The organism is Amycolatopsis palatopharyngis (genome assembly GCF_003385185.1).
GTDB lineage: Bacteria > Actinomycetota > Actinomycetes > Mycobacteriales > Pseudonocardiaceae > Amycolatopsis > Amycolatopsis palatopharyngis.
In genome coordinates this window covers 70,254-83,000 of the sequence record NZ_PQHZ01000020.1, presented here as the reverse complement: position 1 = coordinate 83,000, position 12,747 = coordinate 70,254, and the positions used below count along the sequence as shown (strand labels likewise).

Below are 12,747 nucleotides of genomic sequence, written 5' to 3'. Positions count from 1 at the left end.
AGTTGAAGTCAAGATGTGGGCCGTGACTGGCGGCCTACGGGCGTCGCCGTGGTTTCACGTCCGCCGACAGCGGATCCTCCGGCCAGCTGTGCTTCGGGTATCGGCCTCGCAGGTCTGCGCGCACCTGCTGGTAGCCGTTGCGCCAGAACGACTCCAGGTCGGCTGTGACGGCTGCCGGCCGTCCGGCCGGAGACAGCAGGTGCAGGACTACCGCGACACGACCGTCGACGATGCGTGGTGTGGCCAGCCAACCGAACGTTTCCTGCAGTTTCACCGCCAGTACGGGCTCGTCGCCGGAGTAGTCGACGCGAATACGCGATCCGGTCGGCACGGCGATCCGGTCCGGGGCCAGTTCGTCCAGTCGCGATGCTTCGGGCCAGGGCAGGAGCCTGCGCAGGGCGTTGCCGGCGTCGATTCGGGCGAGATCAGCACGCCGGGTCGCGCGGGACAGTTCAGGCTCCAACCAGGAGTTCAGCGCAGCCAACAACGCCGATTCGTCCATCGGTGGCCACGGAGCGCCGAGCTTGGCATGCAGGAACGCCAGTCGGGAACGCAGCCTCGTCGCGTCCTCCGTCCAGCGCAGCAGCCCCAAACCTTCCGTGCGCAGGCCTTCGGTCAACGCGGAGTGGACCAGCGCCGGATCCGGTTCGCGCAGTGGGCGTTCAGTGAGGGTGATCGCTCCGATCCTGCGGACCGTCTTGGCCACCACATCACCGCCCCGCCAACCGACCTCGTACTCCTCGGACAACAGGTCACCGGCCGCTTGCACGGCAAGGTGCTCGTCCGCACGCGCGGCGAGCCGGATCACCCCGTGTGCCTTTCCCGGGTCGCGCGTGGCCTCGGCGACCGCCAGCCACTCCGAGTCGCCGAGTCCGCTGCCCGGTGGCAATTCGGCCGCGGTGCCGCCAGCCAGCAGGTATACGGGGGAGTCGGGCGACCGCCTGCGTGCGAGTCGCTCGGGGTGCGCGAGCGCGACGACCAACGCCGCGTCGGCAGAACCGCCGGAGGCACCGGTCACCAGGCCTGCCAGCCTGCGCGTATCAGCGCGCCAACGTCGTGCCGCCGGATCGGACGCATCGCGCAGCCTGCGTAGTTCGGCATCCACGTCGGTGAGCGTCGCTCCCGAGTCCAGCAGTGCGACAACTTCGGCCGCGCTGCGCGCACCTGTTGATGCCGCTCCGTCGAGCAGCGCCCTGGCCAACCTCGGGTGCAGCCCGAGCGCGGCCATCCGGCGCCCTCGCTCGGTGACCTCCCCGCGCTCGTCCGTGGCACCCAGCAGTCGCAACAGTTCGCGTCCCGCGGCCAACGGCCCGGCTGGCGGCTGGTCCCACCAGGACAGTCCGCTTCCGTCCGGAGTGGACCAGCACGTCAGCTCCAGTGCGAAGCGGGAAAGCTCCGCGGTGCGGATCTCCGGTTCGCCGAATGCGGGCAGGGCGGCGTGCTCGTTACGCGGCCAGCAGCGGTAGGCGACTCCCGGCGCCTCCCGCCCCGCCCTTCCCGCGCGTTGCTCGGCCACCGCGTTGGAGACACGGATCGTCGCCAATCCGGGAAGACCACGGCGATGGTCGACCCTGGGCACTCTGGCCCTGCCCGAGTCCACGACGATCCGCACTCCCGGCACCGTCAGGCTGGATTCGGCGACGGCCGTGGCAAGCACGACTCGTCTCCGGCGTCCCACCCGCAGGGCAGCGTCCTGCTGGGCCGCCGGAAGCCGCCCGTGCAGTGGGAGTACATCCACTTCGGACACTGCTGAGAGCAGGTCCTGTACTCGCGCGATCTCCCCGACGCCAGGCAGGAACGCGAGTACGTCGCCCTCGGCGTCGGTCAATGCCGTGCGGATCGTTCTGGCGACGTGCTGCTCGACGCGTTCCCCACGGCCCGCGGCGTTGTGCACGATCTCGATGGGGTGGGTGCGGGCGTGGGCCGTCACCACCGGGGCCGAACCGAGCAGAGCCGCGAGCCGCTCGGCCGCGACGGTCGCCGAAGCCGCCAGCAGTCTCAGGTCATCGCGCAGACCCGCACGTACGTCCACCAGCAACGCCAACAGCAGATCGGCGTCCAGGTGCCGCTCGTGACACTCGTCGAGCAGCACAGTGGAGACACCGGGGAGTTCGGGATCGCCCTGCACCCTGCGGACAAGCAATCCAGAGGTCACCACTTCGATCCGGGTCGCCGCCGATACTTTGCGCTCACCCCGGATCGAGTAGCCGACCGTACGACCCACCGGCTCACCCAGCAGGTCGGCCATCCGCGCCGCCGCGGCACGGGCAGCCAGCCGCCGGGGTTCGGCCACCACGATCCGGCCGGAGTCCGGGTGAGCACTCAGCGCGAGGTGTAGCGGGACCACCGTGGTTTTCCCGGTGCCGGGCGGAGCCACCAGAACGGCGCTGCCGTGACCTGCCAGAGCGTCGTCGAGTTCGCCGAGTACGGACCGTACCGGGAGATCGGGAAGTTCGACCTTCACCGCTGTGTGACCTCGGGAGGTGACGGAAGTGCGTAGCCGGATGGCCCGATGTTGCGAGTGAGGGAATCGAGCCAGGCGCCGCTGTCGATCATCGATTCGATCGCCTGGTTGATCTTCGCCACCCCGTCCGCATCGCCCTTTCGCAGGCCGACGCCGTAACGCTCGGTCGAGAACGGCTTGCCGACGACCTTCAGCAGCTCCGGATTCTGGGCGGCATAGCCCGCGAGGATCACCGCGTCGGTGGTGACAGCATCGACCTGACCGGCGAGCAGCGCTGCAACGCAGTCGGGGTAACGGGGGTACTCGATCAACTCGACGGCCTTGGAGAAACGGTCCTTCACCTGCTGCGCCGACGTCGACTTGCTGACGGCGCACAGCTTGCGGCCGTCCAGGGTGTCCGGCCCGGTGATCTCCGAGGAGGTCAGCCTGACCAGCAGGTCCTGACCGGTGTCGAAGTACGGACCGGCGAAGGCGACCAGTTGCTCCCGTTCGTCGGTGATCGAGTAGGTGGCGACTACGAGGTCGACCGCGCCCGACGTGATATCGGCTTCGCGCCGCGAGGCCGTGGTCTCCTTCCAGGTGATGTCCTCGGCATCCACACCGAGCTCGCCCGCGATGTAGGTGGCGACGTCGACGTCGAAGCCGATGAACCGGCCGTCGAGAGTCCGTTCTGAAAGGCCCGGCTGGTCGAACCGGATGCCGATGGTCAGTGCGTCCCGATCGCTCGCTCGGGTGACGACGGAGTCTGGCGCGGCATTCGAACTCGCGCAGGCGGACGGGATGGAAAGCACGGACATCAACGTGAGGACACCGGCCAGCCGGGACAGTCGCATCGCACTCCAGGTCGCTCACATTGCTCTCAGGGTCGCTGACTAGCCTAGGGCGCGTGCGACGACCGTCCCAGCGCGTGCTCGATGTCGCCGGTTTGCTCATCCGGCTCGGTCTCGCGGCTGTCTGGCTGGTCTCCGGCTGGTTGAAGCTCACCGACCCAGGGCAGACCTATCTGGCGGTGCAGGCATACGAGGTCCTGCCGGAGAGCGTGATCGGCGTGGTCGCGACGGCGATGCCACTGCTCGAGCTGGTGCTCGGCCTGTTACTGCTGGCCGGGGGACTCACCAGGTTGACCGCCGTTGCCTCGGCGGCCGTGCTGCTGGTGTTCATCGCCGCGGTGATCCAGTCGTGGGCGCGCGGACTGACGATCGACTGCGGCTGCTTCGGCGGCGGTGGCCAGGTCGAGGCCGGCGAGACGCGCTACCCGCAGGAGATCGCGCGGGACACGGGCTTCCTGCTACTCGCGGTGTGGCTGATGATCCGCCCTCGAACACTCTTCTCCGCCGATGGCTGGCTCGGCTGGGAGCGCGGACGGACTCGTTCAGGTGAAGACGACGAGCCGGAGCCGTCGCTTGCGGTCAATGTGGACGAAACGAAAGGGACGTGACCAGTGGGTGGAGCGGAACGTAACGCGCGTAAGCGACGGCAGCAGCAGTCGGCGGGCGCCAGCAAGGCTGTGACCCAGGCAAGAGGCGGCGGCGACACGAAGAAGATCGTCGCCGTGGTAATCGGCGTTGTACTGCTCGCCGGTGCCGTGATCGGTGGTGTGCTGTGGACCAATGCATCGAAGAACGCCACCGAGGGTGAAGCCATCCCCGCGGCAGTGGAACCGGGGGTCGAATACCCGGTGGAGCGTGACGGGCTCGTCGTGGTCTCCGGTGAGCAGGACGCGCCCACCACGATCGACGTCTACGCGGACTTCCTTTGCCCGGTCTGCGCGCAGTTCGAGGAGACCTATGGCGACCAGATCGAGCAGAAGGTGGCCGCGGGTGAGCTGAAGGTGCGTACGCACATGCTGCCGATGCTGGTCGAGCGGTCGGACCCGCCCGGTTACTCCCTCGACGCGGCCAACGCCGCGTTGTGCGCCGCGGACGAGGGACAGTTCCGGGCGTTCCATGACAGCCTGTTCGCGAGCCAGCCGGAGGAGGGCAAACGCGGCTACGACAAGCAGCAGCTGATTCAGCTCGGCCGGGACCTAGGGATCGCCAGCGACAGCTTCGAGCAGTGCGTCAACAACGGCACGTACGACCAGCAGTTGACCGCGAAGATGGAAGAGGTCAAGAACAACCCGGCCCTCGAGCAGGACTTCGGCGGCGGAAACAAGGGCTTTGGTACCCCGACAGTGGTTTCCGGCGGCGAGATCGTGGACTTCTCCGACCCTCAGTGGCTCGATCGGCTGACTGCTTCCGGACAGCGCTGACCTGCATCTCCACGGTCCTGGACCATCCGGCGGCTTCCCCTCATGGGGTGCGCGAATTGCTCTTCGCTGATCCGCGGGGTGCTGGGGAACCGGCCGATGCGCGGGCACGTCGCATCCGGACAACTCCCGGTCAGCCCCTGCTCGGACGGAGAACGAGGATCCCGGGATGACGGTCGAGGAGTTCCAGCGGCAGCGGGACGAACGTCTCGGCCTGGCTCAGCGGCGCAGCCCCACCGCATCCACGGCCACGTCGCCAGGTCCCCGACGGCGAGGAGGAGTACGACCTGGACTCCTTCGGCCGGCTTCACTGCGGTCCGACCGTGGAGCCGACCCCCTTTCCTGCGGCCTCGTGGGGTGTTGTACCGTTAGTACCTACGAGATGCGGGTTGTTCCGCATTCGGGGCTATGGCGCAGCTGGTAGCGCACCTCACTGGCAGTGAGGGGGTCAGGGGTTCGAGTCCCCTTAGCTCCACAGCTTTCATGATCGCCCGACCTGGATATTTTCGCAGGTCGGGCGTTGTTTTTAGGTGTACCGAAGATTCGTCCATTGTGGATTACGCTTCAGTTACTGTTCAGTAGGTGGAGCAAAACTGGAGCAGCGTGGGGTTCCGGGCGAAATGGGGTCACTAGAACTGCTCCAGCCCGATCGCCCGTATGGGTGCTTCTGTCGAGTCGTTCTCGGCGTCGATCCGCGCCATGGCTTGGCAGTGGTGATGGGTAGCCGCGCGAGGGCGCTGGCCCGTGGATGGCTGATGGTCCGTGGATGGCTGATGGTCCGTGTTTCATGGTTGCTGGTGTCAGGTGACTGTGCGTCAAGATTTTGGCAGGGCTGTCAGGTCAGTCCTGAAGGAGAATCTGAGCCATGGCTAGACCCCCTGTGATTTCGGCCGAGCGGAAGACTCGGATCGTTCTGAGCGTGTTGGCCGGGGAGATGACGATCGCCGAGGCGGCTCGGCGGGAGAAGGTTTCCGAGTAGTCGATCGGGCGTTGGAAGGCCAGCTTCCTCGAGTCGGGAAGACCGCGCTCACGGCGGGGCCGGTCCGGGCCCTCGACGCGGGAGCAGCAGCTGAAAGCTGAGGTCGAGGACCTGATGCAGGCGCTGGGTGAGGCCGCGGTCAGATACGGGACTGGAAGAAGAGCGCGGAGGGCAGGTTCGCCCCTTCGAGCACCTCGAGGTGATCCGGATCGAGTCCGGGATGCCGACTTCGCGGTGGTGCGAGAAGTTCGGCGTCCCCGGAACGCACCTGGCGTCGCTGGCAGGCCAAGACCAGGGCTGGCGGACAGTCGAAGGTCCGTGGCCCGCGGCCGTCCCGGGACGCAGCGCGGGAGCGCGTGCTGGGGCACGAGAGCGCGGAACCGACGCGGGGCAAGGTTTGGGCGATGGTCCACCCAACGGCCACGTCGTGAGTAAGGCGACAGTGCTGCGGATCCGCGTGATGAGGGCCTGATTAGCCCGAGCATTACCACCGCGAACGCCGCAAGCTGGCCGAGCGCATGAAGGCGGCCCTTGCCAACGAGCCGACGGATCCGAACCAGGTGTGGCAGCTGGACTTCTCCGAGTTCGAGACCACGGCCGGTGGCACCTGGCGGCTGGCTGGCTGTCGGTATTACGGGTCCAAGTACGAGCACCCCTGACGTGTGTCGCCGACGGCGAACCAGCACGATGTCATCGATGCCGTCGAGCTTGCCTTGGTCGACTACGAGGCCATGTACGGTCACCCGCTCGTCGAGGACGGTCCGGTCGATCAGACCGGGGAGATCATGCTGGTAGAGACGATCGTGACGGACAACGGTGGTCCGTTCTGCTCGTTCCGTTTCGAGGCCTTCTCGTCAGCCATCCCGAGCTGGCCCACGTCCGTACCCGGGTGAAGACACCGGGGCAGAACAGGTCACGCGAACGAGGGGTCGGCACGTTGAAGTACGAGCGGCTCTACATCGACGAGATCGACGACGCCGAGATGCTCGCCAAGCGAGCCGAGGACTACCGCATTGAGTACAACGAGATCAGGCCACACGAGGCGCTGGTCTGGAACCGGCCCAGGAAAGTGCACCTGGGCCTGACCGACCCGACCATTACGACATTTCAATCGACCGAATCCCTGCCAACTTCTTGACTCCGGACACGGTCGGGGGGCCGCCACGTCCGGATGCCCCAGTCGACGGCGCCTGACTTCACTACAGTCGTGTCCACGATGCGGCGCATATGACGGGACTTCGTAACGGTTGGACAACTTGCCGTAGCACTAGACGGTCAGCCCTCGACGTAATACGGGGCGGCCACGACAGCACCCTCTTTGTCAGTGCTGCCCGATATGGTCGTTGTATCCCACAATCGATCAGTCAAGGAGCAACGTGATGGCAGCACCCGACCCGCTTGACCGCCCGGAGGCAGCGGCTCATGATCCATGGGCTGTGTCAGCCTGCCAGGTGGCGCGGATGGTGCACCATCAGTCCCGCATGTGCCTCGATGCGTACGAAGCAAACCCGGCCCTGATCGAGGAACACGCCAACATCGAACGATCGGTGACGGGCCGGGCCGGTGATGATGCCCAGCCCGTGCAGGGCGCGCCACAGCGCCTCGCCCGGTGTGCAGGGCTTGCGCCGAGTACGGACGGCGTACTGACAGTGCAGCACATCCTCCGCAGTGACGTCGGTCAACCGCTTGGCGGTGACGATCCTGATCCGGGCCAGGTGATTCAGCGCGTCGTGCGCGACGCGGTCCCCGGTTCCTTGGGCACGGAAGGCGTCGCGGACGCGGGCGAATCCGGCCGAGTCGCAGGCGCGCTGATAGGTGCCGAACAGCGAGTTGAACCCGGTGTCCAGCAGCCAGGGGTAGTCCGGGTGCAGCACGCCGCAGCAGATCAGCATCTCGGCGCCTTTGATCAACCGGCCGCGACGGGTGCGGCTGGGTTCGTCGCTCCACGCACGCCCGCTTGTGTCGATCCCGCTGGCGACCCACCGCTGCTGCCACGTCTGGCCGTCGAACGCCAGCAGCCAGGTCGTGACCGCGCGCAGCGCTGCGCGACGGCGGTTGATCCGGTCCCGGTCGGTGTCGGGCAGCACGTGCAGGCTGGCGGACAGCAAGTCATCGAACTCGGCGTCGCGCAACTCGGTGGCACAGGCTCCCAGGCTGGCCCGGTCCACGGCTGGCCGGGTCGGTGGCGGCGCCACCGCCGGGGTCTTGCGCACGGCGGTGACCGTGTGCCCGATGGTTGTCATGGTTCACCCGGCCTGTTCGCCGAACAGCACGGCCAGATCCGCGGCGTTGTACGCCGGATGCGGCCGGGGCGGCGGTGGGGCGGCGCGGCGGGCGTGGTGCTCCAGCGTCCGGTTGATCAGTTCGTCCAACTGTACGGTGCCGTACATGCCGGTTGTGGTCAGGCTCTTGTGCCGCAGCACGGCCTGCACGTCGGTGATGGCCATGTTCGGGTCGGCCATCATCCGCGACGCGCAGGTGTGCCTCAAGTCGTGCAGGGTGATGTTCGCGCCGAGCCGGTCGTTGGCGCGGTTGAGCACCGCCCGCATCGCCCAGTAGCTCAGCGGCTTTCGCGGCCCCCGCAGGGTTACCCACAGCGGGGCGTCCGCCGGCAGCGGCTCCTCAACTGGTGCGACATGGCCCTCAGCGAGGTACAGCCTGATCCACACGAAGGCGTCCGGCGACGCCGGGATGGTCTGCCGGGTGCAGGTGCCTTTGCCGACCACACTGATGGTCTGTCGGCCGAAGTCCAGATCGTCGCAGCGCATGCCCAGCAGTTCGCTGGCCCGTGCCGCGCTGGAGATGTAGGTCGCCAGGATGGCTCGATCCCGGTGGCTGGTCATCGCCGCGAACAACTCGTTCCACAACGCGTCGTCCACGACCCGGGGCGCCTGTTCGGGGACCTTCTGCCGGTAAGCGCCCCGTCGGTGCGGCACGAACTCATGGAGCGGGTTGCCATGCGCACCGGGCCGCGTTCCGCCGCGCGTGGCCGCCGGAACCGGATTGACCACCGGGCCACGGCCCGCTCCGAGGTGGAAGTCGTAGAACTGCTTGAGCACCGACAGTTGGTGGTTGATCGTGCGTGGCGCGTATCCCTCGGCCAGGTGCCGCTTGCCGGTGCGCGTGTTGACCGACCCCGGCGTCGGGGCCCCCAGCCGGGTGCGGGTCCGCTGGGGATTGCGGGCGTGCCGCAACCACAACACCAGATCCCGCACGTCCACGCGTTGCGCCCGGTCCCACTCGACCTCGATCGCGGCCAGGAAACGCCACCAACGCAGCAGGTCGTAGGCGTACGAGCGGCACGACGAGTCGGGCATGTCCCCGGCGACCATCTCCCGCACGAACTCCGAGATCGGCTCGACCGCCCGACCAGCGGCATCGACCACCGTGAACGGCAGTCCCACCTGGCCGGTCGCCACGACACTGCCGACCACCGGCAGCCGCAGCCCCGCCACATTGCGTCCGGCATCCGGTCCCACGTTCTGCACGAACAACAACCTCCGCTACACCGTCCGGTGACCACCCGTGATCAGAACACTGTGGATGATCGACTCGATAGTGCAGTCAACAGGGTCATCGTGGAGAACGTCGCCGCCCTCCGATGGCGACACGGCGGTCTCGACCGGGTACTCGCAGGGCTGGCCGAAGCGGGGTATGACGCGGTCTGGCGTTGCGTACGCGCCGCCGACATCGGCGCCGCCCATCGACGGGAACGGGTGTTCCTGTGTGCCGTCCCCCAGCCGGGACGGGATGCGGATGATGCCGACCCCGCAGGCCCGCGACGGAGAGCCACGCGGTCCGGCCGATCCCGCACGCAGGCGCGCGGGCGGGCATCAGGTGAACCTCAACGACGCGGTCGACTCGGTAGTCCGGCCGGCCCAGTTGTTGCCGACGCCGACGCCGACGGCGGCGGACTCGCGGTCGGCGGCGATCCAGACCGTGACGAGTCCAGGCCGTCCGATCCCGGCGGGGTGCGTGACGCTGACCGACTCGGTACGGCTGCTGCCGACCCCGACGGCCTCGGATGCGAAGAACTGCACCCACTCCACCCACGACGGCGGACCGTCCCTGCCCGACCGCGCCCGCGCACTCAGCGCAGCGCCGTCACCGATAGACGGAACGTGGTGCGCGGCAACACAAATTCCAAAAAAGGTAACGGGGATTCGTAGGTGTCTTTCCCTGGGTGCGTGGGGCCCTGCTGCCGACACCGACCGCGCACGACGGTTCTTCCAACGGAATCTCCTCCGCTTCCCAACAAGGAGGCCCGTCTCTCGTGGACACTCTACGACTCCTGCCGACTCCGCGGGCGACCGACGGCACGAAAGGCTGCCCCGCGCAACGCGGCTCGAAGGGCGACCTGATGCTGCCCTCGGTCGTCATCGCCGTCACCACGCCCCGCCCCCGCACGAGCACGCGGACGGAGGTGAGTAACCGTGGCAGCCGCCCGCGCCCCGCGCGCCCGCCGCGCCGCACGCGGTGAGCCTGGGCCGGTGGATTGGGGCGAGTACGGCGCCGCCGTGCACCGCTGGGAACTCATCACCGGCCACCCCGCGCCGTACCCGACGCAGCTCGGGCGGCACGGCCGCCCCGTCCTCGCGCCGCCGTTCGTCGAATGGCTCATGGGCCTGCCCCCGGGCTGGGCTACCGCCGAGCACCTCGTCCTACCCCGCACCGCGCAACTGCGGGCCCTGGGCAACGGAGTCATGCCCCAGCAAGCCGCACACGCACTACGCCTCCTGCTCGACGACCTGACCCACCTGCACCATCCGCCCTGCCAGCCGCCAGCCAGCACGACGCGAGACACGACGTCCAGCCGTGCCGCTCCGGCGCGCGGTCGCCGCAGCAGTACCCACCCGCGCCGCTGAACCTGTGGCGCTCCGGGGTGCGAGGACACCGGCGATCCCGTCCCGGAGCGCCACGTCCACCGACGCCGACATTCCCGTCTCGCTCGACCTTGTGAAAGGGCGCTGTGCCATGCCCACACACAGCAGCACCTGCCACACAGCAGCACCCCGACGAGAACGGCGTCTTCCGGCCCGGTCGAGCAGTGGGCGCTCTCCGACCAGCCCGCTCACCGCCCGCACCGTCTGCTCACCCGGTCGCCTGTCCTCAGGGGCCCCGCGCCGGCGTCCCGTAGTCCCACCAGCCCGATGTGCGTTGATCTCGGTCTCCGCCCGCGCACGAGAACCCGCGCTGACCGCCGAACTCACCATCTTCTTACCGGAGGAGATTGCTGTGCACGGTTGTGACCGTCTCCGTTCCGCCGCACCCGACTCGACAACCACGGCCGTGTCGTCGCCGGCGTGGTCGCGCGAACGACTCGGAGAACTCGGCGTGACCACAGACCTGATGACCGCCGCCCGCATACTCGGCCTCGGCCGCACCACGGCGTACAAGCTCGCCCGCACCGGCACCTTCCCGGTACCGGCGGTACGCATCGGCCACAACCGCCGACACCTACACCCATGTCCTGCCCGAACTCGCCCGCGACACCGCCGAAGCCGCCGCCGCCATCGTGCCCCGCAACGACCGACGTAACCACCTCTCCGTCGCATGACAGGCAGCCGGTCGCGCAGTCCGGAGATAAGCAGGCGCGTGCCGCGCTGGCCTCGCGGGGATCGCTGAGCGTGCTGCGGGTGAGTCGCCCCTCGTGAGGCCGGGGCCGGCGTGACCTGGAGCCAATACACTCCAAGAGATCACGACCGTGCTTGAACTGGCCTAACGTGGGCTGATGCAAAGAAGCAGAGCGGCAAGAAGGCAGCCGAGAAGTCCAAGGGCACCCTCGGGGCGCATCGAGACCCGGAGATCGACAGCAGCGGCCTCGGTGACCAGGCGGTGACCTGGGCGTACGAAGCCGCTCTCCTCAAGACCTACGTCGCATTCCAGCACCTGATGCTCGAATGCATCGTGACTGCGATCAACAACGACACCAGCACCATCTCGGCCCGAACCTGCATCGCCTTTCCTAACTAGTCACATCCCGGCTTTGTCAGGGCTGCTCCCACCCTCCCCGGCACCGCCCGGATCAGGCTGCCCTCAGCAGCAGGATGGCCACCGACGGGCTGCCGGCGGCACAGGTTAAGGCGACCGTGACCATCGCGAAGGTCGAGTCGAGCACAGTGAATCAGCAGCAGGACACCTTCGGCAGCGCGACTGCCAGCATCACCCCGGACGGCGAACGCGCCCGGGGCCGCTTGCGTGTTGGCTGGGATACTACTTTCTTCGTGACTCAGGGTGACCACGATGGCCGATTTGGTGGCGGAATGTGCATGGCATATCCAAGGACAGGTGAGTGATCGGCGCTTGGTGCTCGTCATCGTGGACGATCTCGACCTATTCGCCGGAGTGCTGGCGCTGCTGCTGACGCCAAACCTGGCGAGCGGTAGCCGACGTCCATAGTAGAGGCCCAACCGTGGCGCGCCTCTAGCCTGACAACGTTGGCTTTCCCGGCGTGCCTGGGAACGTCGCTACCCCAACGGGTAGTTCATTTGCCGCCAGATGGTGATGCACTCTCGGTGCTGTGCGCCGCATCATTACCCACCATCGCAGTCCCGCAATGCGGGTAGCCGGTGTGGACGGTCACGCTCGAAGAAGGAGTTGGGTGTAATGGTGATCCGATCGCGAGTCGGACCGGTCGCGCAGTCCGACATCCGGCCCCCGATGTCCCGGGGGATCGATCTCGTGGCCTCCGGTCGTGGTATCTGGCGTGGTTTCGTCGTTTTGGTGATCGGCGCGCTGCTTCAGCCGATCGCCGCCGCCGTCGCACCGGTGGCCGGCGCGACCTTCCTGCTGATCACCGCGATCGTCGCTTTCGCGATCGCCGGTTTCCGCACGGGCGATGCCCTGTCTCCGATTCTGCACGGCGCGGTGACCGCCGTTGGCAGCTACGTTCTCGTGCTGCCACTGGTCTTCATCACCTCGGGGCTGGTCTGGCCGCAACAGGTGCTGGCCACCGTCGGTGTCGCCGTCGCGGCCGGTGGGTTCGCTGGCTTCGCCGGCCACCTCGTCCATGCTCGCCGCAAGCAGGGCGGCAGGGAATGACAGCAACTAAATCGG

General features: G+C 67.7%; 14 protein-coding genes, 1 tRNA gene and 1 pseudogene. 10 read left to right on the top strand and 6 right to left on the bottom strand.

Annotated elements, in window-relative coordinates:
* Positions 1–34 precede the first annotated feature (34 nt).
* Positions 35–2,464 (bottom strand): ATP-dependent helicase HrpB, encoded by a 2,430-nt coding sequence (gene hrpB / locus D0C15_RS17145; protein ID WP_116046452.1) that lies wholly within the window; start codon positions 2,462–2,464, stop codon positions 35–37.
* Complete coding sequence (locus D0C15_RS17140) at positions 2,461–3,297, bottom strand: glutamate ABC transporter substrate-binding protein (RefSeq protein ID WP_116046449.1); 837 nt, start codon at positions 3,295–3,297, stop codon at positions 2,461–2,463. Before D0C15_RS17140 ends, hrpB begins: the two co-directional genes overlap by 4 nt.
* A 53-nt stretch (positions 3,298–3,350) precedes the next feature.
* Here D0C15_RS17140 and D0C15_RS17135 point away from each other — a divergent pair, with 53 nt between their 5' ends.
* From D0C15_RS17135 to D0C15_RS17120, 3 genes are all read left to right on the top strand, one after another.
* Complete coding sequence (locus D0C15_RS17135) at positions 3,351–3,902, top strand: MauE/DoxX family redox-associated membrane protein (protein ID WP_211323234.1); 552 nt, start codon at positions 3,351–3,353, stop codon at positions 3,900–3,902.
* Positions 3,903–3,905: 3 nt separating this feature from the next.
* Positions 3,906–4,715 carry a DsbA family protein gene (locus D0C15_RS17130; protein WP_116046444.1) on the top strand — a complete coding sequence of 270 codons (810 nt, stop codon included), beginning with the start codon at positions 3,906–3,908 and terminating at the stop codon, positions 4,713–4,715.
* A 399-nt stretch (positions 4,716–5,114) separates the two neighbouring features.
* Positions 5,115–5,187: transfer RNA gene (locus D0C15_RS17120), tRNA-Ala, on the top strand.
* Positions 5,188–5,830: 643 nt separating this feature from the next.
* Here the strand turns inward: D0C15_RS17120 and D0C15_RS35490 are convergent.
* A complete protein-coding gene (locus tag D0C15_RS35490) occupies positions 5,831–5,959 on the bottom strand; it encodes a hypothetical protein (protein WP_281270709.1) in 129 nt (42 codons plus the stop codon).
* A gap of 250 nt (positions 5,960–6,209) precedes the next feature.
* Here D0C15_RS35490 and D0C15_RS34755 point away from each other — a divergent pair, with 250 nt between their 5' ends.
* The 3 genes from D0C15_RS34755 to D0C15_RS34745 are packed head-to-tail and all read left to right on the top strand — an operon-like array spanning position 6,210 to position 6,829.
* Positions 6,210–6,350 (top strand): hypothetical protein, encoded by a 141-nt coding sequence (locus D0C15_RS34755; protein WP_211323233.1) that lies wholly within the window; start codon positions 6,210–6,212, stop codon positions 6,348–6,350.
* Positions 6,351–6,353: 3 nt separating this feature from the next.
* Positions 6,354–6,584 (top strand): hypothetical protein, encoded by a 231-nt coding sequence (locus D0C15_RS34750; protein ID WP_211323232.1) that lies wholly within the window; start codon positions 6,354–6,356, stop codon positions 6,582–6,584.
* On the top strand, positions 6,581–6,829 hold the full coding sequence (locus tag D0C15_RS34745) for an integrase core domain-containing protein (RefSeq protein WP_211323231.1): 249 nt from the start codon (positions 6,581–6,583) through the stop codon (positions 6,827–6,829). The genes D0C15_RS34750 and D0C15_RS34745 overlap by 4 nt, the downstream gene beginning before the upstream one ends.
* Before the next feature lie 301 nt (positions 6,830–7,130).
* Here D0C15_RS34745 and D0C15_RS17105 read toward each other — a convergent pair whose 3' ends face one another.
* On the bottom strand, positions 7,131–7,934 hold the full coding sequence (locus tag D0C15_RS17105; RefSeq protein WP_245975891.1) for a hypothetical protein: 804 nt from the start codon (positions 7,932–7,934) through the stop codon (positions 7,131–7,133).
* Between the two features lie 3 nt (positions 7,935–7,937).
* Positions 7,938–9,179 (bottom strand): tyrosine-type recombinase/integrase, encoded by a 1,242-nt coding sequence (locus D0C15_RS17100; protein WP_116046442.1) that lies wholly within the window; start codon positions 9,177–9,179, stop codon positions 7,938–7,940.
* Between the two features lie 27 nt (positions 9,180–9,206).
* On the opposite strand from D0C15_RS17100, the pseudogene D0C15_RS35070 reads away from it, so the two are divergent.
* Positions 9,207–9,368, top strand: a pseudogene (locus tag D0C15_RS35070) (hypothetical protein); the annotation flags it as partial.
* Between the two features lie 156 nt (positions 9,369–9,524).
* On the opposite strand, the gene D0C15_RS35065 reads toward D0C15_RS35070, so the two are convergent.
* Positions 9,525–9,731, bottom strand: a complete 207-nt coding sequence (locus D0C15_RS35065; RefSeq protein ID WP_245788650.1) for a hypothetical protein — start codon at positions 9,729–9,731, stop codon at positions 9,525–9,527.
* Between the two features lie 393 nt (positions 9,732–10,124).
* On the opposite strand from D0C15_RS35065, the gene D0C15_RS17090 reads away from it, so the two are divergent.
* From D0C15_RS17090 to D0C15_RS17075, 3 genes are all read left to right on the top strand, one after another.
* Positions 10,125–10,556 (top strand): hypothetical protein, encoded by a 432-nt coding sequence (locus D0C15_RS17090; RefSeq protein ID WP_162830108.1) that lies wholly within the window; start codon positions 10,125–10,127, stop codon positions 10,554–10,556.
* 1,182 nt (positions 10,557–11,738) lie between these two features.
* Positions 11,739–11,987 carry a hypothetical protein gene (locus tag D0C15_RS17080; protein WP_116046438.1) on the top strand — a complete coding sequence of 83 codons (249 nt, stop codon included), beginning with the start codon at positions 11,739–11,741 and terminating at the stop codon, positions 11,985–11,987.
* A 310-nt stretch (positions 11,988–12,297) separates the two neighbouring features.
* A complete protein-coding gene (locus tag D0C15_RS17075) occupies positions 12,298–12,732 on the top strand; it encodes a hypothetical protein (RefSeq protein ID WP_091675916.1) in 435 nt (144 codons plus the stop codon).
* The last annotated feature ends 15 nt before the right edge of the window (positions 12,733–12,747 follow it).